General features: G+C 62.1%; 29 protein-coding genes. 19 read left to right on the top strand and 10 right to left on the bottom strand.

All coding sequences use genetic code 11. The features are described from left to right. Window positions 1-7: 7 nt before the first annotated feature. The gene (locus tag ACFU4Z_RS22700; RefSeq protein ID WP_379066131.1) at window positions 8-346 is read right to left on the bottom strand and encodes a hypothetical protein; all 339 of its coding nucleotides are present in this window, start codon (window positions 344-346) and stop codon (window positions 8-10) included. After that, complete coding sequence (locus ACFU4Z_RS22695; RefSeq protein WP_379066128.1) at window positions 346-720, bottom strand: hypothetical protein; 375 nt, start codon at window positions 718-720, stop codon at window positions 346-348. Before ACFU4Z_RS22695 ends, ACFU4Z_RS22700 begins: the two co-directional genes overlap by 1 nt. A 335-nt stretch (window positions 721-1,055) precedes the next feature. Between ACFU4Z_RS22695 and ACFU4Z_RS22690 the strand changes: the two genes are divergently transcribed. The 12 genes from ACFU4Z_RS22690 (at window position 1,056) to ACFU4Z_RS22635 (ending at window position 9,885) form a co-directional block, all read left to right on the top strand. Beyond that, window positions 1,056-1,970: a helix-turn-helix domain-containing protein gene (locus ACFU4Z_RS22690; protein WP_379066125.1), complete on the top strand. Its 915-nt coding sequence runs from the start codon at window positions 1,056-1,058 to the stop codon at window positions 1,968-1,970. Beyond that, window positions 1,957-2,166, top strand: coding sequence for a DUF397 domain-containing protein (locus ACFU4Z_RS22685; protein WP_379066122.1), 210 nt, complete (start codon window positions 1,957-1,959; stop codon window positions 2,164-2,166). Before ACFU4Z_RS22690 ends, ACFU4Z_RS22685 begins: the two co-directional genes overlap by 14 nt. 58 nt (window positions 2,167-2,224) lie before the next feature. After that, window positions 2,225-2,437, top strand: coding sequence for a DUF397 domain-containing protein (locus tag ACFU4Z_RS22680; RefSeq protein WP_379066119.1), 213 nt, complete (start codon window positions 2,225-2,227; stop codon window positions 2,435-2,437). A gap of 380 nt (window positions 2,438-2,817) precedes the next feature. After that, window positions 2,818-3,387: a DUF3558 domain-containing protein gene (locus ACFU4Z_RS22675; RefSeq protein ID WP_379066117.1), complete on the top strand. Its 570-nt coding sequence runs from the start codon at window positions 2,818-2,820 to the stop codon at window positions 3,385-3,387. Window positions 3,388-3,504: 117 nt separating this feature from the next. Next, window positions 3,505-3,897, top strand: coding sequence for a hypothetical protein (locus tag ACFU4Z_RS22670; RefSeq protein ID WP_379066522.1), 393 nt, complete (start codon window positions 3,505-3,507; stop codon window positions 3,895-3,897). A 750-nt stretch (window positions 3,898-4,647) separates the two neighbouring features. Then, window positions 4,648-4,857 carry a hypothetical protein gene (locus tag ACFU4Z_RS22665; RefSeq protein ID WP_379066114.1) on the top strand — a complete coding sequence of 70 codons (210 nt, stop codon included), beginning with the start codon at window positions 4,648-4,650 and terminating at the stop codon, window positions 4,855-4,857. Window positions 4,858-5,341: 484 nt separating this feature from the next. After that, window positions 5,342-5,899 carry a hypothetical protein gene (locus tag ACFU4Z_RS22660; protein WP_379066112.1) on the top strand — a complete coding sequence of 186 codons (558 nt, stop codon included), beginning with the start codon at window positions 5,342-5,344 and terminating at the stop codon, window positions 5,897-5,899. A 698-nt stretch (window positions 5,900-6,597) separates the two neighbouring features. Further along, on the top strand, window positions 6,598-7,524 hold the full coding sequence (locus tag ACFU4Z_RS22655) for an alpha/beta hydrolase (RefSeq protein ID WP_379066109.1): 927 nt from the start codon (window positions 6,598-6,600) through the stop codon (window positions 7,522-7,524). 273 nt (window positions 7,525-7,797) lie between these two features. Further along, window positions 7,798-8,100, top strand: a complete 303-nt coding sequence (locus ACFU4Z_RS22650; protein WP_379066106.1) for a hypothetical protein — start codon at window positions 7,798-7,800, stop codon at window positions 8,098-8,100. Window positions 8,101-8,330: 230 nt separating this feature from the next. After that, window positions 8,331-8,648, top strand: a complete 318-nt coding sequence (locus ACFU4Z_RS22645) for a hypothetical protein (protein WP_379066103.1) — start codon at window positions 8,331-8,333, stop codon at window positions 8,646-8,648. Beyond that, window positions 8,648-9,367 (top strand): WXG100 family type VII secretion target, encoded by a 720-nt coding sequence (locus ACFU4Z_RS22640; RefSeq protein ID WP_379066100.1) that lies wholly within the window; start codon window positions 8,648-8,650, stop codon window positions 9,365-9,367. The genes ACFU4Z_RS22645 and ACFU4Z_RS22640 overlap by 1 nt, the downstream gene beginning before the upstream one ends. Window positions 9,368-9,372: 5 nt before the next feature. Further along, window positions 9,373-9,885 carry a hypothetical protein gene (locus ACFU4Z_RS22635; RefSeq protein ID WP_379066097.1) on the top strand — a complete coding sequence of 171 codons (513 nt, stop codon included), beginning with the start codon at window positions 9,373-9,375 and terminating at the stop codon, window positions 9,883-9,885. Window positions 9,886-10,717: 832 nt separating this feature from the next. Here ACFU4Z_RS22635 and ACFU4Z_RS22630 read toward each other — a convergent pair. After that, window positions 10,718-11,272 carry a hypothetical protein gene (locus tag ACFU4Z_RS22630; protein ID WP_379066094.1) on the bottom strand — a complete coding sequence of 185 codons (555 nt, stop codon included), beginning with the start codon at window positions 11,270-11,272 and terminating at the stop codon, window positions 10,718-10,720. A 1,134-nt stretch (window positions 11,273-12,406) separates the two neighbouring features. On the opposite strand from ACFU4Z_RS22630, the gene ACFU4Z_RS22625 reads away from it, so the two are divergent. The 4 genes from ACFU4Z_RS22625 to ACFU4Z_RS22610 all read left to right on the top strand — a co-directional run bounded on the left by ACFU4Z_RS22625 (window position 12,407) and on the right by ACFU4Z_RS22610 (window position 15,617). Then, the gene (locus ACFU4Z_RS22625) at window positions 12,407-12,979 is read left to right on the top strand and encodes a DUF3558 domain-containing protein (protein ID WP_379066091.1); all 573 of its coding nucleotides are present in this window, start codon (window positions 12,407-12,409) and stop codon (window positions 12,977-12,979) included. A 36-nt stretch (window positions 12,980-13,015) separates the two neighbouring features. Then, a complete protein-coding gene (locus ACFU4Z_RS22620) occupies window positions 13,016-13,495 on the top strand; it encodes a hypothetical protein (protein ID WP_379066088.1) in 480 nt (159 codons plus the stop codon). A gap of 14 nt (window positions 13,496-13,509) precedes the next feature. Continuing rightward, window positions 13,510-14,667 carry a WXG100 family type VII secretion target gene (locus ACFU4Z_RS22615; RefSeq protein ID WP_379066085.1) on the top strand — a complete coding sequence of 386 codons (1,158 nt, stop codon included), beginning with the start codon at window positions 13,510-13,512 and terminating at the stop codon, window positions 14,665-14,667. A gap of 179 nt (window positions 14,668-14,846) precedes the next feature. Then, window positions 14,847-15,617 (top strand): ESX secretion-associated protein EspG, encoded by a 771-nt coding sequence (locus ACFU4Z_RS22610; RefSeq protein ID WP_379066082.1) that lies wholly within the window; start codon window positions 14,847-14,849, stop codon window positions 15,615-15,617. A gap of 503 nt (window positions 15,618-16,120) precedes the next feature. On the opposite strand, the gene ACFU4Z_RS22605 is transcribed toward ACFU4Z_RS22610, so the two are convergent. From ACFU4Z_RS22605 to ACFU4Z_RS22580, 6 genes are all read right to left on the bottom strand, one after another. Then, the gene (locus ACFU4Z_RS22605; RefSeq protein WP_379066079.1) at window positions 16,121-16,408 is read right to left on the bottom strand and encodes a hypothetical protein; all 288 of its coding nucleotides are present in this window, start codon (window positions 16,406-16,408) and stop codon (window positions 16,121-16,123) included. A 293-nt stretch (window positions 16,409-16,701) separates the two neighbouring features. Further along, window positions 16,702-17,568 carry a hypothetical protein gene (locus ACFU4Z_RS22600; RefSeq protein ID WP_379066076.1) on the bottom strand — a complete coding sequence of 289 codons (867 nt, stop codon included), beginning with the start codon at window positions 17,566-17,568 and terminating at the stop codon, window positions 16,702-16,704. Between the two features lie 14 nt (window positions 17,569-17,582). Next, the gene (locus ACFU4Z_RS22595; RefSeq protein WP_379066073.1) at window positions 17,583-17,897 is read right to left on the bottom strand and encodes a type VII secretion target; all 315 of its coding nucleotides are present in this window, start codon (window positions 17,895-17,897) and stop codon (window positions 17,583-17,585) included. 1,502 nt (window positions 17,898-19,399) lie between these two features. After that, entirely contained in the window at window positions 19,400-20,287 is an 888-nt protein-coding gene (locus ACFU4Z_RS22590) for a GNAT family N-acetyltransferase (protein WP_379066069.1), read from the bottom strand. A gap of 31 nt (window positions 20,288-20,318) precedes the next feature. Continuing rightward, a complete protein-coding gene (locus ACFU4Z_RS22585; protein ID WP_379066066.1) occupies window positions 20,319-20,486 on the bottom strand; it encodes a hypothetical protein in 168 nt (55 codons plus the stop codon). Window positions 20,487-20,693: 207 nt separating this feature from the next. Next, complete coding sequence (locus tag ACFU4Z_RS22580; protein WP_379066063.1) at window positions 20,694-21,047, bottom strand: Rv2640c family ArsR-like transcriptional regulator; 354 nt, start codon at window positions 21,045-21,047, stop codon at window positions 20,694-20,696. 98 nt (window positions 21,048-21,145) lie between these two features. Between ACFU4Z_RS22580 and ACFU4Z_RS22575 the strand changes: the two genes are divergently transcribed. Next, the gene (locus ACFU4Z_RS22575) at window positions 21,146-21,664 is read left to right on the top strand and encodes an ArsI/CadI family heavy metal resistance metalloenzyme (RefSeq protein ID WP_379066060.1); all 519 of its coding nucleotides are present in this window, start codon (window positions 21,146-21,148) and stop codon (window positions 21,662-21,664) included. A 55-nt stretch (window positions 21,665-21,719) separates the two neighbouring features. On the opposite strand, the gene ACFU4Z_RS22570 is transcribed toward ACFU4Z_RS22575, so the two are convergent. After that, window positions 21,720-22,634 carry a LysR family transcriptional regulator gene (locus tag ACFU4Z_RS22570; protein WP_379066057.1) on the bottom strand — a complete coding sequence of 305 codons (915 nt, stop codon included), beginning with the start codon at window positions 22,632-22,634 and terminating at the stop codon, window positions 21,720-21,722. 211 nt (window positions 22,635-22,845) lie between these two features. Between ACFU4Z_RS22570 and ACFU4Z_RS22565 the strand changes: the two genes are divergently transcribed. Together ACFU4Z_RS22565 and ACFU4Z_RS22560 are read left to right on the top strand one after the other, a co-directional pair. Next, the gene (locus tag ACFU4Z_RS22565) at window positions 22,846-23,235 is read left to right on the top strand and encodes a VOC family protein (protein WP_379066054.1); all 390 of its coding nucleotides are present in this window, start codon (window positions 22,846-22,848) and stop codon (window positions 23,233-23,235) included. A 31-nt stretch (window positions 23,236-23,266) separates the two neighbouring features. Continuing rightward, the gene (locus tag ACFU4Z_RS22560) at window positions 23,267-25,432 is read left to right on the top strand and encodes an MMPL family transporter (protein WP_379066052.1); all 2,166 of its coding nucleotides are present in this window, start codon (window positions 23,267-23,269) and stop codon (window positions 25,430-25,432) included. Window positions 25,433-25,614 lie beyond the last annotated feature (182 nt).

Genomic DNA, 25,614 nt, shown 5'->3' with positions numbered 1-25,614 from the left:
GCGCCGTTCACCGCTCGCAGCCATTGCCCGGGTAGGTCGGCGGTAGTGCTAGTTGCGTGAGCCCGTCGAGCACCTGTTGGAACGTCTGAGGTACGGGTGTGCCGTCGGGCAAGCAGCGTTCGGTTGCGTCGGCCGGGAAGGCGACACCACGCAGGTGGGCGCGTTCGCGCGGGCTGAACTCCTGCGGCGCGATCCGGCCGTGGTGCACGAGCGTGTAGTACGCGACCCATTTCCACGCACACCGGTCGATGCGGCACGCACGGTGTCGCCGCATCTGCCGGTGCGCCAGCTCGACTTCGGCTGAGCCGCAGATGCTCGGTGGGGTGACGATCGTGCCTTCGCGCATCACGCGGCCCCTATCTCGACACCAGGCGTGGGCTGTACGACCCGCGCCCACATACCTTGTGGGCAAACAGTTTCCAGGTCGAAGCCTTCATCGCAGATCAACGCGGGCAGGCAGTTCACGTGCTCGAGGTCGAAGACAACGATCACGTCGACGCCGAGTCCGGCCGCCATACCGAGCACGTACCCGATCGGGTCGTCGACGTCGGCCGGTGGTCGCACGGTGTACACGTACTGGTAGCCGCGTATGCGGGCGTGCCGCTGAACGTCCGTGGCGTGGCGTGGCGCATCCAGACCGGACACGTCATTGCGTACGAAGCCAATGGCTTTCGGCTTGTCGCTCGTCGTCGGCAACTTGATAGCTTGCGTGTGTGTCATGGTTCCCCCGGAACCTGGTCGGTGTGCTGGCATGTGAGACGTTCAGGTGACCGGCAGACAACGGATCGCTATGTGCTCGCGGGAGTGGATTTCGAGCCGCGATGCACGAGCTGAAGTCGCTGTAGTTCCGGCATTTTGGAGCCGCTTCGAGGCTCCGATCTGCGGTGTCATCCGAACGCCGTGATAAAGCAGACCACCCGATCGAGCGTAGAGTCAGCTAAATCGGGTACCCGATTGGAATTCATCCAAAGCCCCACGAACCGACCCGATAATGCGATACAACGGACCCGATTGCGTGACTGATTCAATCCGTTTCCGCGACAAGGGGGAAGACCATGACCAGCATCGATGGCGACGCCGACGCCGTACCCAGCTCGACGCTACCGCGACGCCAGCTCGGCCGGTTCCTGCGCGACTGGCGCGACGCGAACGGCTTCACCGTCGCCGCCGCCGCGAAGCTGGTGGACCTGTCGGCCTCAGCCTTGCAACGGATCGAAGCTGGACAGACCCAGAAGGTACGCAAGCAAGATGTTCGCGCCCTGTGCGAGCTTTACGACGTCGGCCCCGATGACATCGATGCCGCCGTCGATTTGGCAGCGATGGCCAGGACACAGAGCTGGTACCACGCGTATGGCGGCTTGTACTCCGGCGCATTCAACATGTACGTCGGGCTCGAGTCGGCCGCACGACGTCTGGTTACGTATCATGAGCACATTCCCGGGTTGTTGCAGACGGCGGACTACGCGCGTGCCGTGATCGGTGCCCACCCAGGATTCACTGACCGTGATGACATCGACCGGCGGGTGGAATACCGGCGCAAGCGACAAGCGATCGTCACCCGCAAAGTGAGCCCTGTCGCGCTCGAAGTGTTGCTGCATGAATCTGCACTACACCGTGCAATCGGCGGCCAGAAGGTCATGGCGGCTCAGCTGCGACACCTGGCGGAGATCTCGAAGCTGCCCAATGTCACATTGCTGGTCCACCCCTACGAAGCGGGCCTGACCTGGGGTATGCCGCACGGTTCGTTCACGGTCCTCGCGTTCGACCAGAAGGCCAAAGGCGAGCCGGTCGAACCGCCTGTTGTTTTCATGGAGGGAGGACCGACTCAGGATGTCTACCTCGAGAAGCCCGAGGAGGTGCGGCTCTATAGTGAGCTTGCAGCTGCCATTCGAACCACCTCGCTGGATGAAAGACAGACCCGGGAGCTAGTTCGCCGGGTGACGAAGGAGCTTGAGCGTGAACAGCATTGACCTATCAGGCGCACCCTGGTTCAAGAGCAGCCACAGTGGCAGTCAGAGCGACTGTGTGGAGGTGGCATGGCTCGCAGGCGGCGTCGGCGTCCGCGATTCGAAGAACCCCACCGGTCCGGCACTGATGTTCACGCCAAGTGAATGGGACGCTTTCACCGCTGGCGTCACCGACGGAGAGTTCAACCGCCCCGCCTGAACCAGACGCAAAACACCGAACACCCTCAAATCGGCCCGTGCGACGTAGGAGCCTGAGCGTGAACAACATTGGCCTATCCAGTGCCCGCTGGTTCAAGAGCAGCCACAGCAGCGGTCAGACAGACTGTGTCGAGGTGGCGTGGGTCGAGGGCGGCAGGGTCGGCGTGCGGGACTTAAAGAACCCGGCCGGCCCGGCACTGATCTTCATACCAGGCGAATGGGATGCCTTCACGGCTGGCGTTACGAACGGAGAGTTCAACCGCCCCGCCTAAGCCGGACACAAACACCGAACACCCTCCAAGTGGTTCCGTACGACGAGCCCACATCGAATTGCGCCAGTCGACCACCCCTGTGAAAGTCCATCCCGTGCAACACGGTTCGACGGCATCGCGATCACGGATGCCGCCAGGCTGAAGGTCGCAATCCGGCAGCGACATCCTCGTGCAAAGTCAAGGGACACACTGCGTATGAGAAGGCATTCAGATCGCGGTCCGCGTTCGCAGCGCGCGTCTCCTACTCCGCCGGAGCCTCGCCAAGGGACGGTTGCACGCTGGGTGACCGGCCGGTACGTTCAATCCAGCTGAACAGGGGGCGGGGAGCCGGGCCGGCCCTGATCGATGTCATCGATACAGCCGGCGACCGGGAGGAACACATGACCAGCAGGGGAAACACACTGCTCGGTGCCGCGTTTACGGTCGGCGCTGTTGTCCTGTTGTCGGGGTGTGGGCCATCGACCGGTGGGGACGCCAAGCCCGCGACCCCGACGAGTACGGGGCCATCGCTGGCGGCGGATGTGCCACGAAGTTACGACCCCTGCAAAGACGTTCCGCAAAGCGTGCTGGATTCGGAGAAGCTGCACGGTCAGGAGCTGGCCAATGGAGATGCGAGCGGCGGGGTCAAGTGGCGAGGCTGCGCGTGGGTTCGGTCAAGCAGCTACTCGGTGAGCATCCGCGCTACAAACCTCACCGTCGACCTTATCCGCAGCCGCAACTTCGCCGAAGCCGCCGAGTTCACCGTTGGTGGTAGACGGGCGATCTCGACGCGTCAGTTCGACGGCCCATTCATCAAAGAGGCATGCACGGTGGATGTCGAGATGAAGGGCGGCAGCCTCGAATTCAACCTGAACAACCCGAAATCGACGACCACGGGGAACCTTGACTCGTGCGTCATGGCTCGCGATTTGGTTGAGAAGGTTGTGCCCAGCCTGCCTGCCACTGCCTGATTACAGCTTCACGGACCAAACTGGGAGGGGACCCGCGTGGCGAGCGACGATAAGACTAAACCGACTCCATTGGCCAACCTGATCACCGAAGCCCGAGAAGGTCGGCTCACAGTGCGTATGGAACTCGAGAAGTTCGTTTACATCGACCGAGACTGCGAATACTTCAAGGACGAGATCCTCAAGATACAGCGAAAGATGACCGAGATCTCCAACCAGGATAAGTGGGGTCTCGGTGAAAAATTCGACCCGCAGGGAGACCGAGACCTGATCTCCGGCAAGACAATGGTCGATCGCTGGCGCAAGAAGTCCCAAGGCTCGGAGAACAGCGTCTACGCGGTCATGGAGTCGCACTACAAGGTAGTCGAAGACTTCCAGACCTTGTTCCGCACCGTCCGCGAACGCATCACCAGCGTAGACACCGACCAGGCCACCAAATACAAAGACCTGGAGTCGAACCTGCCGAAGCAACCGCCAGCCCAGGCGAAGATCTTCTCCTGGCCAGGCCTGTAAAGAAAGAGGCGATCCGTCGGTCGCGGGCAGTGATCGACGCAGTGTCGGTGCGCGCAAAAGAATGGGGACGGCATCGGCCGCTCCCGTGACGGGTTGACTACCAAGGCGCACCTGGCCAGCGACAGCAAAGGCCGGGCTTGTCGGTGCTGGTCGACCCTAACTATGCGGTGTCATGTGTATCGGGCGAGTGCCGCGCACCCGGACCGGGCAGATGCGCCGACAAGGCACATACTCCCCGGCAGCCGAGCGAGACCTGGTGCGCGGCAAGCGGATCAACCGTAGTCGGTCGCATCGACGGCTTGGGCTCCTTGCTGACGAGAACGCCGCTGATGTAGGCGAACTGGCCCTGCACAATGAGTTGCAGGACGGCTCTCCCGGAAGCCGCGCGTCGCTCCGTCGGTCAGTTCGGCGATGACGGGGGCGTGGGCGCTGGCACCCTCGCCTTTTCGTCTCGAAGCGCTCGAACGGGAACTCGTCGGTGCGGATGCGGCGAGCGGTGGTGGTGGTGATGGTCTGGATCGGGCTGGGCTGAGTACAAGACCATCTTGCCGAGGGCTTCCTCGACTGGTACCGACACGAGGGCTGGTCCGACGGGTCACCCACCTGGGTCGCGGGGGACGACGGCAGGAAAGTCGCGGCGGCGAAGCCCCCAGTTTCGGTGGCGTACCTTCCCGGGTCTGTCCGCAATGTCTGCGACGCCGATAGCGTCTCCTGGCGGCGGCTCCCCTCGCCGCTCGAAAGGAAACATAGATGCGTAACCACGTTCGTGCCGGAGTGCTTGCCGGCGCAATCCTGCTGGCGCCTTTGGCCGCGGTCGTGCCGGCTTCGGCCATCCCGCTGCAGCCCGCCGAACCCGTTGTCGAACAGTCGGATCCGGTCGCCAGCCCTGGCTGTCCCGGCGGCGCCCCGCACTGGGACTGCCTGCTGGAATCGCTGTCGGCCAGCGGCTCCGGCGGCTAGAGACTCCGCCACGTCGCCCCAATTCACCACAAGTGGCAGCTGAACGGCCGTGGTCCGCGCTGCGGCTCGGCTACGAACGCCTGCGCACTGCGTGAATGAACCGCGTACGTCCAGATCGACGCACTGGAGCATCTGGCGGTCAAACGTTCCTTCACTTCTCTGACCATCCACCACTCGCCACCCCTCGGTGAATTGGTGGATGCTTAGGAAGCAGGTCCAGAACGGAACGCTGCTTCACACACGCCGGAAAGGTTGCGCCGCTGTCCAGTCGGCATCAATGGCCGATGAAAGTGGCGAGAACCGATGTAGTCGTGCTCATTGCCAGCAAATGCCTTACCTGTCAACGTGTCGGAGCTCCGAACCATGGACCTTTCCGGTGAGCCGGACGGCCCCATCGGGAACTGTCAGCATTGATGGCACCGATATGATCGCTCGGCGACTTCGATGCTGCGGAGCGCTCCGACCGGATGTGGGGGTATCGGCCATGGCCGGTGTATGGGACATCCTGGACGAGGCACAGCGCCCGCAGTGGACCTTCACTCCGTTCGTGAACGTTGGGCCGTTGCAGTTCGGCATGACTCCTCCACAGATTAGAGACGCCGTAGACGGAATCCTCACGAGTCATGTCTTTTTAGGCCATTTCAGCAGGGAGTCCCGCATCGAGTTCGAACTTGCCGGGATCAAGCCGTTCAAGCCAGCGGTCACCACCTATTTCGACGAGACTGTCGGCTTGGCGTGTGTTGTCGTGCATGCCCTTGCCGGTCCACAGGTGACGTTGGAGGGCATGCAACTGGTGGCGCAGGTGCCATCCCGGCTGGAAGACCAGTTCCTCGAGTACGCCACCACGCAGGGCAAGGAACCGCGCTATTCGCAGCAGGCAGACCCCGGCTCGGAATTGCTCGGAGTGGTGATCCGGACGCAGCGGGCGGGTGACGTGGTGCTGACCCGACCGGTGTTCGTGGCGCGTGAATGGGCCGAACGCTGCTGCGATACCAGCGAGGGATACATCCCGCGCGACGAATGGAACAGCTTCTGCTGGTGATGTCCCTCTTTGGCGAACCGTAGCCGAACGGTACAAGCGGCTTCACGCGGTCGAGTGCGGTATTGGTCAGCTGAAGGAGAACCGTGCCGTGGCAACCAGATACGACAACTCGCCGTCCGCTACCTGGCCACCGTCTACATCGCCGCCATCAACCAATGGCCCCAACACGGGTGACGGCGGCCACACCGCCCTCACCGAATTTCAAAACAGAGGCTAGTTGCCTCTGCTCGAGCCATCGCCCCGCATCCGTGTCCGTGTCCGTGTCCGTGTCCGTGTCCAAGACAGTGGGAAGGTCGGGGTTGCGCTCCCCACTGGTGACGACAGCGTTCGACCCGAGGTATGAAGAAGCGTGACGGCAGAGTTGACGACTCCGCTGACTACCGACAACTCCACATTCTGGACAGCATTTCCTCGAGCGAGTCTCGAACGCACGTACACGTCGGCGACAGTTCGCCCGTGCGCTGCACGTTCGCGTCAGCTCGAGAACGATAACGGGCACAACCTATGATGGTCCCTCCGCGCCGGGGCGTGACGGGACCGCAAGCGCGCGGACAGCGACTTGGTCTGAACGGCAGTCGAATTCGGGTCTCCTCGGTCACCGACCGGGGAACAAAGAGGAGGTATACGGGGTGGGTCGAGCAGCGCGATCTGGGGACCAGCGGGGAATTCGTGGGTGGCTGAGGAAGACCGGCGCTGTCATGGCAACAGCTGTGCTGCTGTCGTCGATCGGAGCGGCTGTGGCTACCGCCGCACCGGTCCACTCACCGATATTGCGCGCACCGGCAGGCGGTTACCAGGACCTCTTCGTGCCGTCGAGTATGGGGCCGATCAAAGTCCAAGTGCAGTGGGCGCGGCGCGGCGGGAGCGCGGCCCTGTACGTGCTCGACGGCTTCCGTGCACCCGCCGACCACAGTCAGTGGACGACCGACACCGACGCGCTGCGCCAGTTCGCAGGCGACAACGTCACATTGGTGTTCCCGGTCGGTGGTCACTCGAGCTTCTACACCGACTGGTACCGGCCGAGTAGTACCAACCGTCAGACGACGACGTACAAATGGGAGACCTTCCTCACCCAGGAGCTGCCCGCCTTCCTGGAACGGCACGGCGTATCGCGAACCAACAACGCCATCGTCGGAGCCTCCATGGGCGGCAACGCCGCCCTGACGCTGGCCGGCCACCATCGCGACCAGTTCAAGTTCGCCGGATCCTTCTCTGGATTCGTGCATCCGACGTATCCGCTGTGGAGCGAAGCGATGCGCGTCGCCATGTGGGACGAGGGCAACTTCAACGTGGACGACATGTGGGGCCCGGCCAAGGACCCTGCCTGGACTCGCAACGACGCCACTGTGCAGGCAGAATCGCTGCGCGGCCTGCCGGTATACGTCTGGGCGGGCAATGGCGTGCCCGGTCCGCTCGACCTGCCGTACGGGGTCGGCAACACGGTGAATGCGATGGGCCTCGAGGCGATGGCGACTGCCGCTACCCAGATGTTCCGTGATCGGATCACGGCACTCGGAATCACCGCTCGCGTAGACGTCGTCAACGGAACCCACACCTGGCCGTACTGGCAGCAGGCGCTCGCGACGGCGCGTCCGATGATCCTCGATGCGCTCGGCGCGCACTGACGCAACCTGTCGCCCACGGGGTTTCGGGTTCTGGGTGAGGTACACAGGGCAGGCGTGGTCGATCGACAGCGGCGCGAATTCGATGACCGGCCTGCCACATCGGCAATCGCCGGGCACGCAGTAGTTGTGGTGCGCGCCGGCTATCCGGATGCGTGCTGTCCAAACGTCACGTCGGCCGTCGTACGCCTGAGCGCTGACCCCGGCCCTGGCACCTGAACACACTGACCGGTTGTCAGGCGAACGATGTCCGGTAGGGCATGGCATGCTGGCGGGATGAAGTCGGCCGCGGTGGAGATCGTCGGCATCCTCGATCAGGTGTTGGCGATCGTGAATCACGCTCCGCAAGAACTGATCTGGCAATCTCGGTACTCGGACGAGAAAGAGCTCGTGGATGATCTGACCGATCATGCCCAGCGCATCCGGCAGGAAGATTTGAGCCGGTTGCCTGACCTTTCCTTCCTATTCGCGCCGACCGGGCCACTGTGTGAGATCGCGGCCAGCAGCGGATGGCTGGAGGCCTACACGGTGCTGGGGAACCGGTTCGATGAGTTGCATACGCGCCTGCGGCAGCCGTGATGCCGGTCCGAATCGCACCACCCCTGCCCGGGCGAACCCTGGAGTTCGAAAGCACACCTACGACAAGTAGAAACGACACCGACGCGTCGGGTTCAACCCCGGCCGAGTCCGGCTCGCTGGACTGCCGCTGTCGTAGGTATTCGGCGGTCACAGTCGACGAGCGGCCCGCACAGACTCCAAGGTAAGATTACGAAAGTTGTATTGAGAGAATGCATCTCAGAAGGGGGCACATGACCGACGATTTTAAAGTCACACCCGATGACCTGGATAAATTTGCTAGTGCGATGCGGGATCTATCCGGTCAATCCGACGCCGCGAAGAAGTATGTCACAAGCTACTTCGATATCGACGGGGAGCAGTCGCGCCTTTTCGGTTACGTCAAAGGGATGGTCGATCAGATTCGACAGAACCTCGAGGCCAACTACGAAAAATTGACTAGATTGAGCGACGAATCCTCGACTGAGCTCACCAAGAGCGGGCAAATGTATCGAACCACTGAATTCGAGCGAGCCAAGCAAATGGACGACCAGTACAAGGCGGTTAAGTGATGACACGCCCCCAGGAAGCGCTCACAGAGCCGCAGTCCGAGGTGGCGGTGCCCGACATGGTTGCCTTCGTCCTTGGCGGGAACTACGCATCGCCCGCCCAAGGGGTGTATTGGGTCATCGAAAAAGTGACCAACGTCGACGTACCGAAATGGATAGCTTCACAGATTGCCGGCGACTGGGAAGCCGTCAGCAGGGCGGCCGATGCCGCCGGAAATCTGGCGACATTCAACCAGAATTACCACGATACGATCAAGACGGACTGGGACAGCATCCTCGAGAGCTCGTGGCAAGGAAATGCGGCAGACAAAGCCCAAAGCTATTTTCACAACTTGGCTGGGCAAATAAAATGGCAGATCAGTGGACTGAATGAAATTCAAAGAATATTGGATAATGCCTCCGACGCAATGTCGACCCTGGCACAGTTCCTCGCCGATCTTGTCCAGTTTCTCTCCGATTTGGCGATTATATGGATAATCGAATCACTTATTGCTATGGGGCCGAATCCCGATCCGACCGGCGTCTCCAGGGCTGCTGCACTGACAGCAATGGCAGCCACCGGGCTCGCGATGTACAAGAATATTACCAAAGGTGTCACAATCATCGCCGGAATATTCGATTTGATAGTCGGGCTCTGGTCCGGAGGGGGAGTTCTGAGCAGGACCAGCCCGGAGCCGCTACCCGAACTGGGAGCCAAATCCTACGACCATCCCGGAGCGTAAATTCCATGACACAACCACCCGAGTTGATTTTCGATGTCGCGCACGGCGACATCGGCCTCTCACGACGTTTGCGTAGTTCCTTAGAACGGATCCGGTCATGGCCGATGAGTGCCGATCTCGAGGTGCGAAAGAAGCTGGATGATGTTCTCGCGGGCCGTAGCAGCCTGCGCGATTTCAGTCGAACCGAATTGTTTGCAAAGATGTTCGATCAGGTGCCCCGTGAAAAGATTGAAGAATTCTGCAGCAAGCCCGAACACGAGCGGGATGAATTGGCCCGCCTGGGTGAGGCAGAACTCGAACGACTCCGCAATCAGCAACCCGAAGAGGCCGTGACACGGACCGAAGCACCAGCGCGTCCGTCCGCACCTGCACCGCCGCAAACCATCAGGCAATCCTCGACCGGACATGTGATTCCAGGTACACGTAAGCCAAATCGCGAACAGGTCTTTATTCCGGACGAGCCGGATGAAGACGATCTCTACTTCGAGGAACGCCGCAAAGGCGGCTGGTTGCAGTAATGGTCGGCAAACCCTTTCACATCGTCGATGTCCGGATTGCGACCAGAGCCAGGCGCGATCATGAGTCCGTGGTTGTCCGGCCGCCGCACGCAACGGCTGACTATGTCGTTCTCGAAGTGGCGCAACCGCTGCCCGATTTGTGCAGTGCACACGGACTGCACGCGGTCGAGCGACGCGGTACCTGGATTCGGTTCATCCGGACAGGCCGGGGGTGCGAACAGGCGACAAGCGGTTCCCTCGCGCGCTCGTTCTCGGGCAACATGTGGCGGGGCCTCCGAACACTCACCGCGAGACCGAAACTCGAGGTACCCGCCGTCTTGTACGGGGAGTGGCCGGTGTGCGGAAAATGTGTTCGTCGTGCGAATCGATTGCGGTGCCTGGGACATACGCTAGCGGCCATCGGCCCGGTTGCGCTGGTAGGCAGCGTCGTCGCGTTCCTACTGACCGGCCCCGGGCAGGTGCCGATTCCGTTGGTACTCGCGGCCTTCCCCGGCGGGATTCCGGTCGGCTTGATCCTTGCGATCTTCGCGTACAGCGACGCGCGGGCGTTGATTCACTGTCAACCGATCGCCGATGAGACCAGTGTGATTATTCGCGCGAATCCGGCATTCGCGGATGCAGCGCGGGGCGTCGCAGACTCGGCCGGATAACGCGTTCTTGCCCGCAGTGCACCCAGCGAAGAACTTTCGAAGATCAGATTGCGCAATATTCGACTGCCATCGGCCCAATGAGGCTCCGCCGCCGCGCCACCGCAACGGCACACCGCGCCGGACAGTAGCCAGGGCCGCACCACCGTGGCCCTGGCCTGGCTCAGCTGTGGCTCGGCGGAGGGTTACTTGAGGTTGAAGGCAGCGCCAACGTTGTCAGCCAATGCCCTTGCGATCGAGCGTGATCCGGGCTCGAGTTCGGAAACTTCCACGTCCTTTCCCGAACTGTCCAATCCGGAAACCGTCACGTCGACAACCGCGTTGCTTTTGCGGAAGGCGGTGACGGCGCGGTTGACCTTGGAGCTTCCATTTGCACCTTCGAGTGACTCGTCGCCGAGGCCTGAGGTGGCGCGGCCTTTGACCTGGTCACGGACGAAACCGAATTGGTGCTTGGCGGAGGCGACCGCATCATCGTCAGAATGGAGCGAGAACGTCAAGGTGATGAAGCGGCGTTCCGCCGCAATGATCAAATTGGTCCCGACATGTTTCGGCGGGGCCAGATATAATGCGCCACAAATCTTTATCGACTGGCCGGGCTCCAACGCGGGCTGGGTGCCCTCATCCTCGAACGCGACGTCCGCGCTGAAGAGTTTGCCAGTGGACTGCCGGATGGCGTCCATGGCTGGTGCCGCCAGTTTTGCGCAGGAATCCGATATGCCGCTGAACAGCGGTGTCTCCACTGGCTTAGCCTCGGACCCGCATCCCGTCAGCCCACCCGCCAGAGCCGCCACGCTCACCGCGACTATGCAAAGCCCACGTGCATCCATCAAGATCGTCACAACCATTCGATTACGCGTCGGGGCTTAGGTTCCCCCGAATGACACGGCAGACCCTACCGCGCCTGCCGCCCAACGCAATTGGATGCCACGGGCGGCACCCGCCATGCCGGAGTGCCACCTCTTCTGGTGCTCGGTCGCCCGTCACCACTTCTTCGATGAAGACGTGGTTGCCGGCGACGTCAGTTTCGCCCATACCAGGCGATTTCGGTCTCGCTGATCGACGTCGCCGTCGCCGATCCGGGTGAAGGTCATGTATTGCGGGCAGTCGAACCCGAACGCTTCGTCACCGACGAAGGCCAAGAATATGTCCGCGACGAAGTCGGCACCGCTTCTGCGTGAGATGCGGCGCAACGGTGAGGACGCCGCAACAGCGGTTGAACTGCCGACGCTGACGATGGCAGGGGCGTGAAGTGCGACCCTGCTACTGCTGGTGATGGAGCACTCGAAGGGGATGTGACTCGCCGCTGTGTTGTGGCAGGCAGTGATTAGGCCGCCCGGCTGGGGTTGGATCGAAGCGATTCAGGGCACCGATCGCAATCCCGCCGCCAAGGCCCAGCCCAAAGCCGAGCGCGACGCCCACTGCGCACGGTGGGGTGAACGACCGACCCAGCCCCAAAGTCGAGCTGGCCCACGATCAAGCAGATTGATTACCTCAGGGTTCTGATCGCCAAGGTCGACCCTGCCCTATTGGTATTGAGATCCCCTCGGAACACTGAACTTTTCGCTGACAGAATCCAAGAACTTGGCTCGATGAGGACACAGTTCAGTGTCCAGGTCAGGGCATCGATGCACTGAACTCTTGAATGAAGTGCCACATATTGCGCCATAATCGATCTCGAAATGCCTTGATTGGGAAGGCATCCAGGTCGCGGTCTGCGTGTGTGCAGCGCGTGCCTCCTACTTCGCCGTAACCCACCCGGGGACGGTTGCACGCTGGTTGACCGGCCGGTACGGTCAATCCAGCTGAACAGGGGGCGGGGAGCCGGGCCGGCCCTGATCGATGTCATCGATACAGCCGGCGACCGGGAGGAACACATGACCAGCAGGGGAAGCACACTGCTCGGTGCCGCGTTTGCGGTTGGGGCTGTTGTCCTGCTTTCGGGGTGTGGGCCGTCGACCGGTGGAGACGCCAAGCCAGCAACCCCGACGAGCACGAGACCATCGCTTGCCGAGGGTGTACCGCGCAGCTACAACCCGTGCAACGACATTCCACAAAGCGTGCTGGACTCGGAAAAGCTGGGCATGAAGATTGTCGCCAATAACGACGGAGACGGCGGGGTTGAGTGGCGCGGCTGCGGTTGGGTAAGGCCTAATGGATATGCGGTGAGCATCCGAACAACAAATCTCACTGTAGATCTCATTCGCAGCCGCAACTTTGCCGAGGCCACCGAGTTCACCATTGCTGGCAGGCGGGCGATCTCGACACTCCAGTTCGATGGCCCCCACATAAAGGAAGCATGCACGGTGAACGTGGAGATGAAGGGCGGAAGCCTCGAGTTCAGTCTCATCAATCCGCCATCGAACCGCGACACTGGCAGCACCGACTCTTGTGTGCTCGCTCGAGCCCTGGCGGAAAAGGTTGTGCCGAGTCTGCCCGCTACCGCCTGACCACTGCTCCACGGACCGAACTGGGAGGGGACCCACATGGCAAACGATGACAAGACTCCAGCGAGCCCGTTGGCGAACCTTATCACCGAGGCTCGCGAGGGCCGCCTGGCCGTCCGGATGGATCTCGAGAAATTCGTCTATGTCGACCGCGACTGCGAATACTTCAAAGGCGCCATCCGCCAGATTCAGCGAATCATGTTTGACGTCTACAAGCAGGATAAGTGGGGTCTCGGGGAGGATTTCGTCCCGCAGGGAGAACGGGACCTGATCTCCGCCAAGACGATGGTGAACCGCTGGCGACAGAAGTCCAAGGGCTCGGAGAACGGCAATAGCGTGTTCGACGTCATGGAGTCGCACTACAAGGTCATCGAGGACTTCCAGACCTTGTTCCGCACCGTCCGTGAACGCATCACCAGCGCAGACACCGACCAGGCGGCCCGATACCGGGACCTCGAGACAAACCTTCCGCAGCAGCAACCTGCGATGCCGAAGATCTTCTCCTGGCCAGGCCTGTAGGGAAAGGCGATCCATTGACCGGCAACGAGTCCACCCAAATCCCCCCACACGGGGAGAACGTATTCCATTGGGAACGCACCGAAATCGAGGAAGCGTTCACGCCACTGGATCCCAAAAACGCACACTCCGCCGCCATGAACTATTCCAACGCGGCCACACAATGGGATCAGGGACTCGAGACCTTCGCCCGTTCGGTCCAAGGCTCGATCGCCGAGTCATGGGAAGGCTCAGCCGCGGATAAGGCCAAAGACGCGATCACCCGCTACGTCAAAGACGCCCACGAGCTGACCCCGCTGATCACGCAGATGTCCAACGACATGGAGGCCGCCGCCGACGCGATCCGCAGCGTCGCCACCGGGATCCCGGAGGCCAATCACCACTCCTGGACCGCGAACGTCTGGCCACCTCGCGCCACAGAGGAAGAACACACCCGCAGCGAGGCAACCGCGGGCGCACGCAACGCCATGCTCGAGAACTACGTGAAAAAGTTCGCCGAGTTCGACGGACGGGTCCCGGTACTCCCCACAGCGCTCAACCCCACCAACCCACTGGACATCTCCGAACCGACCAAACCCACCGGCACCGGAGATGGCTCGGGAAACCCCAGCGGTTCCGGAAACCCCACTTCTCCTGGCTCGACCGAAGATCCGAAGGAAACGGACGAGAACCCCGAAGAGGAGAAGAAGACCGAGGAGGAGTCGACCGACGATCCGTCGTCGGAGGACACCAACCCCTCCAGCACCAATCCGACTTCGACAGACCCGAGCAGCAGTCCGACCACCCCGACTGCGCTCGACCCGTCCAAAAGCGGCACCCCGACCACGCCTGCTGGTACCCCGAGCGGGCTGGGCTCGCCCGGCGGCGGCACACCAGGGTCGCCGAGCACCCCGAGCCCGGGCCGCAGTGTCCCAGGCGTCCCCGGCACACCCACCGGCGCCAATCCAGCGGCGGCCGCGGCCAGCAGACTCGCCGGCGGAACAGGCATGCCGGGAATGGGCGGCATGGGCGCTGGTGCGGGCAAGGGTAAGTCCGATGACGAAAACACCCACGGGACGCCGGACTATCTCATCAATGCCGAAAACACGGCGGAACTGATCGGCGAGATCGCGCCTACCGTTCCTGGTGGCGTGATCGGCGGAGACGTTGCGCCCCCGCCGCCCACCCGCAACTGACCACTGCGCCGGTTCTGGTTCGGCGGCGCATTCGCTCGGCCGCGCGGCAACGGATCGCGCGGCCCGGGTCGTGCGCATCCTGCCAGCGACCCATCCCGTCGATCACACCGGAGCACCGCTCCTGCTCGCCGTACCGCGCCGAGCACAACTCACCCCGCACGACCGATTGGAATCTCTAGATGGCTGAATGGACTTGGGAGCCCGACGATTTCGCCGCGCTCTGGTTCGGCCCCGCGAATGACCGGTTCCCCAATCCACTCCGCTTCACCAGTCGCTTCCCCTATCGCGACGACTTCGACGCCCACCGCGTCACCGTGCGCGAGCGCTACTCCCGCGACGAACTCGAAGAGATCCAACTCGCCCTGCATACCTTGACCACCTCGACCATGCGCATCGAAGTCTTCGGCGGCACAACCCAACACAAGAATCCCAAGGGCGGAACGCGCGTGTACCGCGTCGTCGGCGCGCGCAATGACCACCGCGCCATGTCGCTGGCCCAAGCCACTTTCGGCGACTCCATCGGCCCCATCCGCTGCCGCATGTTCCCCGTCGACCATCTCACCGCGCAGCTGTCCAGTGCCCTGCCACCCTGCAAACCCGGCACGCAACCACCGGACACCTTCCACCCTGACGACCTGTACGGCCGCCCCAACGGCCACCTCGAAAGCATCAGCCGGAACACCCCTCGCGACCGCTACCAACGCCTGCTCCATCGCCCCGCGGACGGCGGCGGATCCGCACTCCTCTACACCGGCCCGGTCAACAAACTCACCAACCCACTGAACACCGTGCAATGGCACGACATCAGCGACGACGGGCGCTACACCGAATACCGCGGCCAACACATCACCGTCCGCCCCACCACTCCTAGCGACCTCACTGCCCACTTCGGCGACTGGATCGACCGCGTCACCCAACGAATCCGGGAAGCCGAAGAAGACCGCTGGTAACCGGCACTCACCCGATCGGGATACAAACCCCTAGTCGGCCACCCCGCTCCGCCGACCGGTCCACCCGTATGTATCCAGATCAATGTCGAACCGAGGCCTATGCACCTGCCCGACACTGCCCTCATCGGTCAGCTTCTGCCCCGGAAACAGCTCCACCGGAGAAGCTATCAAATGCACGCCTGAGCGCCCGACTGGCTGATCCGATCAACATAGTGCGCTTCATCGACCATCCAGCCCGCAGGCCGTACAGCAGCCGACGGATGGAAACGGCGAAGGCCCAGTCCAATGAACTGGGCCTTCCGAGTGGAGCTGCCGGGGATCGAACCCGTCGTTCGGTTCATGACAACGGCAGCACGGACCGGTAGGACAGCATTTGAAGCCCTTGGCGTTCAGTAGTCTCGGTCGACAGCTGGCTTACTAGGGGCTTCGCCATTCACGCTGGCGACACGCTGCGCCAATCCCCAATGGCGACAACGACTCTCAGCTGAGGATGAAAGGGCTCACTACCCAAAGTCCCTGGTCAAACCAATGAGGAATTGTGATGCGTTGCGGATCTGCTGGTCGGTGATTTTGAACTTTGGTTCACCGTTTTTAGCCTTGATCAAACCCGTGTTGATGGTGAGTGTGCCCTGCCAACCGTCAACCTTGGCGGCGATACGAACCGCATCGTCGGTGCGCTTCAGCCATACTTTCTCGTCGTACCCAGTTTGGGGAATATAGCTCGGGTCGTCTTTGAGCAGAGGAGGGTCCGTCTCACTCGGCAACATCAGTCGAAGCCGCGTTTGGCCCACCCCCACCAAGGATGCCTGCGTTATGGTGCATGTAGCTCCTCGCTCTATTATCCCTTCAGGTTTGTCGGACCCATATTCGATACTTACATCGGTTATTCCGAGGTCTTTTCCAAAGAAGCCGAGCGTAGTATCACACTGCTCACGAAGGGTGTGGCTAGAGCTTTGTTGTGCAGGATTTTTGTTTGTTATTCCGCACCCAGATATGAGCACGATGGATATCAGTCCTGCGGTTGTGCAAATCGAGCACCATGAAGCCTGGCTCAATCGCCGCTCCCATCTTCAGTGAATATCGGTTACTGGGTCCGTCTATCCGTATTTACCGACCACTTGTTCGAGCCGTCAGTGACGGTCGCGTCATCGAACTTGGCGGAATCGTTGACGGCCATTGGCGGCCACTTATTGTCCGGTAGGCCATCGATGTCCGAGCTAGCCTGAGCTATCTTGTTTCCATTGATAATGCTGTTCTGGGCCGACGAGGCTATACTTCCAATGGCCAGGGCAATCGCATTGTATGCATTGCCGATGGCCGACACGATAGCCGCAGTCTGGAACACTGCCGCAGGACCCGTCTCGGCGGCAGCAATTATTTCCCCGATACTGGAGATCAGCGAGAGAATCGCTTCAACTATCTCACGATAAAGCTCAAGCGTCTTTACGGCAACGTCCTCCAGTGCCGCCGCTATTGTTTCACATGATGCCGGGATCGCCGCCGGCGTACAGGGCCTTTCTTGCCTCGTTCGGGAATTATCATACGATTCAGCGGCAATGCCGGACCAATGAGCTTTCAGCGAAGTCTCACCGATCTGCGTTCCGGCGTTAGTGATGGCACTTCCAATATCGCGCCACGTGTTGGCGTAGTCTATGAATGTTACGGGAATTGCAATACCTTTGATTAGCTCCTCTAGTTTGATGCCAGCATCTTTGATGTGTTTCTGTACTTCATCCCGTTCATCCCAAAGTCTATCGACGACCGCTTCGGCGCTGAGCCCACCAGCGATACCGAAGAATCCCCAGCCGGAAATGCGAACAGACTTTACGATATCCCCGAAGGCATCGTTGACCGAATCGGGTTTTGTACCAAGTTCCGCCGCCTTGGTTTTGATAGATTCGATATTCGTACCCAGGTCCGTACGTGTCTGAGGGTTCTTATCTTCACTCATTATTCGGCGCTACCTCAGTAGAGATTACGGATCTCGTGCTCAAACCGCTCATCCTCGGCTTGATAGGTGTCTGCCACCTGGCGCAGAGTCTGAGCAATCTCATTGAATACCGCTATACCCTCCACCATGCGATCGCGTATAAAATCCGGAGCGTCTTTGTATTTGTCATAGGCAAGTGCAAATACACCCGCCTCGAGCTTTTCAAATTTTGCTTTCTCGGTTGCTTTTCGCGCCTCTTCCAAGGCAGCCGCCGCTTCGTCCCAGTTGGTTGCAGCGCTACGCACTTGCGCTACCGCGACCGAGATCGCGTCCTTCGACGGTGCAGCCATGTTAGACCCCCAGCTCCTCTATTAGATTTTCACGATGGTGAAGATGTTGATATTCAAGGTCCTCGTCTGAATATCTCGAGTAGTCTCCCCGGATTTTGAAAGTCGGGCGAAGTTCGCGGACTCGATTCGCACAGCAGAGAACCTCATCGACAATCTGGATAGGATCGGCCCGTCGCGCCCATTCTGGCCATATCCGCATAGACTGTACTTGAAACCAGTTCGCGTGCATCGAGGTAACTGGCGCGCCCTGAATCTGCGCCTGACCGTGCACCTCGAAACCGTTCCGAGCGTAGATGCGAGTTTGAGTTTCGCGGTAATCAGCCCAGCTTGCTGTTTCGAGCAAAAGCATCAAGACAGTCCGTCGATCAGGAGGTGCGGACGGGTGCCGAAATTCTCCGCTAAAATATTTCCCGGATTTGATGGCTTCACCCAGGTAGATCCCAATCGCCTTTTGATATGCGCGCATCAATTCAGCACCAGCCTCACTTCCGTCCACATGGCGGTGCCACTGGGGGCTCAGCTGTATATGTACCGGCAAGAGTCCCCCATCGACCCGCACAGTGACAAATGAGGAACCCGCCTCGCTCTGCGGCTGATCCGCGCCAGCAGACTTCGACATCGGACCTGCAGTCCAGGGCTGCGCCTCAACAGGCTTTGAAGCCGGAACTACCTTCCGCGGAGGCGAAGAAGGATTCTGTGGAGGCGACGGAGAAGGGGAGGGATTGGGCGGTGTCCTCTTACTCTGCACAGGCTCGTCGTCCCAGAACTCGTCTGGGTCGTCGTAATGGTTGAACCATCCCCCGTTCGTCATGACAACACCTCGCGACAGAAACGGACTGCCGGTGTGGGCAGCGAACTATTCGTCGGACTCGACATAACACCCCCGTTTGATAGAACGGCCCGGCCTAGGCCCGGCAAGCGATTATCTTGTCGGCTGCTATTCGCATTGTCAACCGGGATGACCTACAGGGCGGAGTCAAAGTCCGCCGCCTGATGGTGCGACCTGGGGTGTCGACGTTTCGCTGGAGCGGGCACGGCTTCAGCGCATCCATGATCGAGATACCACTGGCCGATCGTCGTGAAAGTCGTTGCTGTGCAGACATTCTCATCCTCTCCTGCCCATACCCGTTCGTCGACTCGGCGCCACCGCCGGGGTGTCCGGTACCCTGGCCGCACCGGATTCACTGGCGCCCCAGGGGTTGCTGGAGGTGGTGCTCGATCCCCGGATTGGAATCGCCAGTTGTCTCCCTCCTTTTCCTCATCCGGTGTTCCGGGCCATCAACCGATTTCGAAGTGCCAGCATCGACACCCAACGAACCTGTCCGTCATAGGTCTTCGACGCAACAGCGGCTCGATCGGTTCCATCGGAATCAGTCAATTGCCCGGAGCCGGCCCCAGGGGCACGTTCGAGGTCGTGCAAACCGACTGGCGGTGAAACCCTCGGCTACCTCGGCAAGGCGATATGGACCATCATCGTGGCCATCTGCCTGGTCCGGCGTGGACTACCCCGCCGGTTCGCCACCCTCGGTATCGCGGTCCGTCGGCGCCGAATGCACGAGAATGGCACGGACATAAAGCAACTGGAAGCCCAGCCTCTGCACATTCTGCTGTGACCTCGAACCGGGCAGGGTGGTGACGACGGCGAGGTCACAGCCCGCCGCCGCGGCGGCAGCGAGCCGCTTCGCCAGCAACGTGCCCTGCACGCCGCGGCGACGGAACCGCGGCAGTGTCGCCGCTCCGCAGAGTTGGGCGACGCCGTCACTGAGGCGCAGGCTCGCACCACCGGCGGGCACTCCATCGATCCGCGCGAGCGAACCCACGAAGCCACTCGACGAGCTGACGTCGCGCACTGAGTGTTCGATCGCATCGCGCGGATACTCCTCGTGGGACGCGATGCCCTGGGTATCGGGTACGGCGAAGCCGTCGACGATGACGTTCAACCATGTCTCGAACTCCTCCGGCCCGACATCGGAGACCACTACCCGGTCGGCAAAGTGCGCCTGCCTGCCCTGGTCCAACCGCAGGCCCAGCACATTTTCGAAGCCGAACAGCACATAGCCGCGACGCGTCAGACGTTCGACAACGCTGGGATCGGCCAGGGTCGAGACCTCGAATTGCACCGCCGCGGCACGCTCGGCGAAAGCCTGTTCCACGGCATCCAACTCGGTGTCGGTGAATTCGTCGGCTATACCGACTCCGACGACCTTGTCCAGAGGCGAACCCGGACCCGCCCACACCGCGAGTCCGCTGCCGAGCGGAACCACAAGAACCCGCTCCCCCGGATCTCGGTGTGCGGCCGCACGAGCGCCTTCCTCGATCAGCGACCGTTCAGCGCGCTCGATACGGGCCGACAGAACCGCACTGGCAAACAAACCCAGTTCAGGCGACATGGATGCCTCCCCACCAGGGCTCGGTCCCCGGCTACTCGGTTGTTTCGTCCGCGTGTTGCGGCGCAACCGGCCCCGGCAACCTCGCCACGCCGGTGTCCAGATCTATGTCGAATCGAGGACGATGCGTCTGCCCGTCGCTGTCCTCGCTGCCCTCGTCGGTCAGCTTTTGGCCCGGAAACAGCTCGCCCATGACGCCCATCCCCCCACGATAGTCGCGGCGAAATCCACGCCGAAAGTACCGACATACCGCAACCGCTCGGCGCACACCCACCCACCGGATGCCTTGCAGGCCGACAAACCGGCCAGGCACGGTCGACCCCGCCGAACAGGGGGCCGGGCCTTGATCAATAGTGTCAACAGCCTGCCCGCCACCGCCTGACCACACCAACGAACTCGACAGTGCCCGTCAGGTGCAGCAGTTCGGATCGAGCACAATGCACAAAGCGGACAACGCATTCCGCAGTGGCCGATGCTGAACGCTCATGCCGTTCCGAGTCGATTCGATCAGCCCGGCCGCGCGGAGTTGGCCCAGGTGATGGCTGACCGTTGATTCCGCCAGCCCGACGACCTCAGCCAGCTGTCCGGTGGCTTGCTCACCCTTCGCCAGCAGCAGTGACATGAGTTTGACCCGCGCGGGGTCGGCCAAGGCTTTGAGGCGCAGGGCTACTTCGAGGGCGGCCTGGTCGTCGACCGGTCCGGCCGCGACAGGGGCGCAGCAGATGGGCGCGGTCATATCGATGACAGGCAATGCTTTCGGCATAACCCCACACTACCGAGGGTCTTGACATATGTCGAAAAGGTGGGCACGATCGTCATATCCCAACCAATTCGATATACATCTCAAAGGTGGAGGTCATCATGTCCCGTGTTCAGCTCGCCCTCAATGTCGATGATGTAGACGTGGCAGTGAAGTTCTACTCGACGCTGTTCGGCGTCGAACCCGCCAAGCGCAAGCCGGGCTACGCGAACTTCGCGATCGCGCAGCCGCCGCTGAAGCTGGTGCTGCTGGAGAACCCAGGCAAGGGCGGCAGCATCAACCACCTCGGCGTCGAAGTCGAGTCCAGCGAGCAGGTGCACGGCGAGATCGCCCGGCTGTCGGAAGCAGGGGTGTTCACCGAGGAGGAGATGGCGTCGACATGTTGCTTCGCCACTCAGGACAAGGTCTGGGTGACCGCGCCCGGTGGCGAGCGATGGGAGGTCTACACAGTGCTCGCAGACAGCGAAACCTTCGGCACCGCACCACAAACCACCGCGAATACAGAAGCCGCGCAAGGCCCGTGTTGCGGAACCGCGCAGGAGGCGGCCGAAGAGGGCGCATGCTGCGGCAGCCGGGCTAAGAGTGCGGCCGTAGCCTCAGGCTCCGGTTGCTGCGGCTGACATCACCAGCAGAAAGGCCCGGTCCCCGCAGAGCGGGCCGTTCTGCTGATTTCGCTCACAACGCCATCGGACCGAGCTCGCGAATCACGTTGGCCAGCGCGCGAATCCGCTCGTTCTCGGCGTCCGAACGCCACACCAGCGCCCAGTGCAGTAGCGGGGAGTCGTGGATCGGCAGGTCGACGACATCGGGGCGGGTGCGCGTCGAATAGCGGGCGACGTGCTCGGCGGCAGTGTTGATCACGCCGTCGTGACTGACCGCGGCCAGCATGTCTTCCCGATTGACGATGGTCACTACCTTCTCCACCGTTCGACCTGAGGGCGTGTAGAACGGTAGATACTCGTTCTCCCAGTAGTCGGGCACACTCAGCCCTCGAGTGATGGTCGAATAGTTGCCCAGTTCCTCGATCGACACCGAATCACGGTCGGCCAGTTGGTGTCCGACCGGCATGAGCAGCACCTTGGGCTCGGTGAACAGCACAGGTCCGATGGCGATATCCGGTTCCTCCACCGGCAGCCAGACAATCAGCGCGTCGATATCCCCGTTGCGGAGTGGACCGAAGGGACCAGACCAGTCGTTGTGCCGAATCCGCAAGCCCCACTGCGGAAACCGGGCTCTGAATGCCTCCCAGAACGCCCGCAGCTCGTATGCGTTCGAATTGATCGTGCCGACGCGCAGTACATCGGTCTTGCCCTGGGCCGCCAGTCGCGCCCGCGCCACACTCTCGTGCAGACTTCGATAGACCGGGCGCAAATCGTTGCGAAGCTGCTCCCCCACGACCGTCAGTTTCACAGTGCGGCTGGTGCGTTCGAATAGATCCGCGCCGACGCTGCGCTCCTGCTTCTTGATTGCCTGACTGATCCGCGCGGGCGATACGTGCAACCGCTCGGCGGTGCGGCCGAAATGCAGTTCCTCGGCGAGCGTGAGAAAAATCTCGATATCACGCAACTCCACCGCATCCTCCTCGCTCACGGCAGCCGAGAGCCTAGCCCAACACTGTGCGCACATATGCGCACAGTGTTCGCGCGAGCGCTTCTGTGTGCGTTCGTAAACCTCTGGGTTAACCGACCATTCGCACTTCGTCATTGTTCTGACCTGCGCAATTCGCGAGACTTTCCTAGTCGGACGATTCGGGCGGCGGTCCGGACGTACGGACGCAGTTCACACAGGAGGGCACCATGGAATGAATATCGTCGGCTCGGCGATCGCGCTGAGTGTCGTCGACCTCGCGGCATCCTGTCGGTTTTTCACGACCCATCTCGGCTTTCGCGAACTGGTGGCAAGCGAGGACTTCGCCTGCCTCGAACGCGACGATGGCGCCGTCGAAGTCGTTTTGCTGCAGCGCGATCCAGAGCTTCCGCCGTCGGCAAGCCCTGGACCGACCGGGGTGCTGATGTCGTTCGCGGTCACCGACATCGTCACCGAGCAGAACCGGCTGCTTCGAGCGCACGCACCGATCACCGTTCCCCTGCGCCGTGAGCCCGGCGGGCAATGGATTCTGCAGCTCACCGACCCCAACGGTGTGGAAGTGCAGCTGACCGAGTGGTCGCCACCGGCCGGCACCACTCATTGATTTTCCCAATTTCTTCGAAAGGACTCACCTCATGTTCGCTCGGCTCGGGCGCATTGCCGTCCGTCACCCGTGGAAGGTGATAGCCGTCTGGATACTCGCCGCCATCGCGGTCGTATCGGCAGCGCCGACACTCACTGCCACCACAGATCAATCCGCCTTCCTGCCGTCACATTACGAATCGGTTCAGGCAATGAACCTCCAGCAGAAGGCATTTCCGAACGACGTGACACCTGCCGCGCTCATCGTGGTGGAGCGCGCCGACGACACAGCCCTGACCGCCGCCGACTCGGCGATCGTCACCGCGATCGCTGGGGAGCTGTCCGGCGCGAATATCAAGGGCATCAACGGCATTCAGGCCACACCGCCCGCCGAGAACAGGATGATCCAGGTCATCGCTGTGCAGATGGCCAAGGTCACCGACCCGACCGACAAAACGCAGTCCGACGCGGTGAAGAAGCTGCGTGAGACGTTGGGTGAACGGGTGGACGGTACCGACCTGAAAGCCGGGATCACCGGTACGGCCGCCCAGCTGCTGGATCAGACCGAGTCCAGCGAGAAGGGTATGGCCATTATCGGCGCGGCCACCATCGCGCTGATCCTGGTGCTGCTGCTGATCATCTTCCGCAGCCCGGTGATCGCGCTGCTGCCGATCATCACCATCGGCGCGGTCTCCAGCACTGTCGGCGGACTGATCGCCATGGCGGCTGAGGCATTCGATCTGAAGATGGACAGCTCGGTCAACTCACTGCTGACCGTCGTACTGTTCGGTGTCGGAACCGATTACATCCTGTTCCTGATGTTCCGGTACCGGGAGCGGCTGCGCGCCGGCGAGGATCCCAAGACCGCCATGATCAGCGCGGTCACCCGGGTCGGCGAGGCCATCACCTCCGCCGCCGGCGTCGTGATCATCGCCTTCCTCGCGCTGACGCTGTCCACGCTCGGCATGTTCCGGGCGCTCGGCCCGGCGCTGGCCATTGCGGTGGCAGTCGCCATGCTGGCTGGAATCACCCTGGTCCCGGCCATCGTGTCGCTGCTGGGTACGAAGGTGTTCTGGCCGTCGAAGTCGTGGCAGCGCGAGCCGCGCGGACTGCTGTTCGGCGCGCTCGGCGCAGCGCTCGGACGTCGTCCCGCCTGGTTCGCCGTCGCCTCCGGTGGCGTGCTCGTCACGCTGGGTGTGGCCGCCTTCGGTTTCCACCCGACCTTCGATCTGACCTCGGGTTCGACCTCGGATACCTCCGAATCCGCGGTCTATGGAAAGGAATTGCTCAAGGGCATGCCCGCGGGGGCGACCCAGCCGTCGCTGGTGTACCTGCAATCCGGGTCCGGGCTCACCGATGAGCAGCTGGGCGTCTACCGCACCGAGCTGGCCGCGACGCCCGGCGTCGGGCAGGTGGGTGAGCCGCGCCTGTCGAGCGATCGCGGGGTAGCCGAATTCCAGGTGACCCTTACCGCACAACCCGACTCTGATGCGGCGCTGGCCACCGTACGCGGGCCATTGCGCGACACCGCGCATGCGGCCGCACCCGCAGGAGCCACCGCAGTGGTCGGCGGAATGACCTCGGTCTTCGTCGATTTCAAGGACGCGATGAACCATGACTACACCGTCGTGTTCCCGGTGGCCGCGATCCTGATCGCGATCGTGCTGGCACTGCTGCTGCGCAGCGCGATCGCACCGTGGTACCTCATGGTGTCGGTCGGTCTCGGCTTCGCGGCCACGCTCGGTTCCGCGGTGCTGGTTTTCCAGCAGGCGCAAGGGAATTCGGGCCTGATCTTCTCGCTCCCGGTGATCATGTACATGTTCGTGGTCGCGCTCGGCACCGACTACAACATCCTGATGGTGGCCCGACTGCGCGAAGAGGCGAAGGAGGGGCACGACCCGAAGCAGGCGGCAGCGCTGGCCGTGCGGCATACGGGTCCGACCATCGCGGCGGCGGGCCTCATCCTCGCCGGGTCGTTCGCATCGATGATGTTGGCGGGCAACACCGTTCTGTCACAGATCGGCTTCGCCATCTCGGTGGGCGTCGCTATCGCCGCCTTCGTCATGGCGACGTTCTTCACGCCCGCTGTCACGGCACTGCTGGGCCGCCGGGTGTGGTGGCCGAGCCGGATAGGCGATGAGTCGACGTACCCGACCGAGGACGCCGAGTGGGTCGACGAATCCACCTGGAGAACACCTCAGCTCACGAACCGCCGCTGATCGTTGCCCACAGCGCTCCGCCACGACTTCTTCTCGAAGACCGCGTGGATGGGACGCAGTGGAGCAGAATCTCCGTCGCCTCGGGGGGGGGGGTTCCTCCAGGCGGGCCACCCCCCCCCGCCGGGGGGGGCGGGGGGGCGACTCGGGCCGTGTTGTGGCCGCCCCACGGGCGCCGCCGCGCG

This window comes from Nocardia sp. NPDC057440 (assembly GCF_042802915.1).
Classification (GTDB): Bacteria; Actinomycetota; Actinomycetes; order Mycobacteriales; family Mycobacteriaceae; genus Nocardia.
Note: the sequence above shows the minus strand (reverse complement) of the source record. Positions and strands in the feature narration are given on the sequence as shown.